Here is a 1,167-nt window from a genome sequence, read left to right as displayed (position 1 = left end):
CATCCATAGCCGTGAATCCTCTTCGATTGGGCCTGATACACAGACACAGTTAGCGTATCTGTGTATCTTGATGAGACCACACCGTGACGGCAGTCACAACCACCTGCCGCGGATCTCCGGAAGAAGGACCAGCCGATGAACCCGTACGTCGTCATCCAGAACCTGCTCAACCACCTCGACACGGGGTCGGCGGGCAGCAGCGGACCGGTCGCCTTGCCGCTCAGCGGTTTTCGGCGCCACTAGGGCGGCCGGCTGATCCGGCGGCGATATTCGAATAGATCGGTCGTCCAAATCAATGCCGGGCGACCGCTGTTCGAAATACTCTCGCGGGCAGCCGATTCGAATTCATTGGAGACTCTCGAACCAGATCACGGTAGATTTGATCAATACGCCTGAACATGTCATCTCTCCGACTGAGGAGGACCACATGATGCACAGTTCCGATTCAGGCTCCTACCCGTTCCGGGAACAGAAAACTCGCCGACGCCGCACCAGGCGGTTCATCGTGCTCTGCGCGGGCGCGGTCGCCGCCACCTATCTCTTCTACGCCTGGCTGTTCGGCAGCATTCTGTGGGTGTTCACCGGCCCCGGCTCGATTTGGGTCCCCGGCAGCTACGGCGGCCTCGGCCAGCGCTTCGAGACGCAGAAACTCGCCGACGATTACGCCTACCAATGCGGAGAATCCACGTCCCTCCCCTTCCCCGGGGTCTCCTATTGCCGACAGGAGCCCGAGGAGGCTTCCTCGGTCATCGTCACCTGGTACAACGGCGACAAATACATCTTCGACAACCAGGACCCGCTGGGCAGCTTCTGACCGTTTGAGGCGGCCGCCACGGGGTACCGCGCCAACGTGCGGAAGCTCGTGCGGCGAATCTGCCGGACGGCTCCCTGGAGCCGGAACCGGCTGATGCGACGGTCCGATCGATTCCAGGCGGCGTGGCGCATGCTCGCCGCGCTGCTGGTCGCGGCGTGCGTCCCGCTCGCGATCATCGCCGGGTTCAGAACCGCCGATACCGCCGCCGCCCGCATCCACGCCGCCAACGCGACCAAGACCTCGGTCACGGCGACCGTCGTCTCCGATCCGATCCGGCTCCCCCGCGCCGCGGGCCAGAGCGTGGCGCCCGGTGCGCCACAGGCCATGGTGCAGTGGACTATCCACGGCCAGAC

2 protein-coding genes are annotated in these 1,167 nt (G+C 64.0%); both read left to right on the top strand.

Features of this window, described 5'->3' with window-relative positions; translation table 11 throughout:
- Positions 1–427 precede the first annotated feature (427 nt).
- Positions 428–814, top strand: a complete 387-nt coding sequence (locus ACIRS4_RS38065; RefSeq protein ID WP_404204836.1) for a hypothetical protein — start codon at positions 428–430, stop codon at positions 812–814.
- Positions 815–907: 93 nt separating this feature from the next.
- Positions 908–1,167 (top strand): hypothetical protein (locus tag ACIRS4_RS38060; RefSeq protein WP_404204834.1); only part of this gene is annotated, 260 nt, incomplete at its 3' end.

The organism is Streptomyces sp. NPDC101166 (assembly GCF_044768125.1).
Lineage (GTDB): Bacteria > Actinomycetota > Actinomycetes > Streptomycetales > Streptomycetaceae > Streptomyces.
Note: the sequence above shows the minus strand (reverse complement) of the source record. Positions and strands in the feature narration are given on the sequence as shown.

Coding starts and splice junctions, on each gene's coding strand:
- ACIRS4_RS38065 (WP_404204836.1), top strand. CDS start 428: ATGATGCACAGTTCCGATTCAGGCTCCTACCCGTTCCGGGAACAGAAA.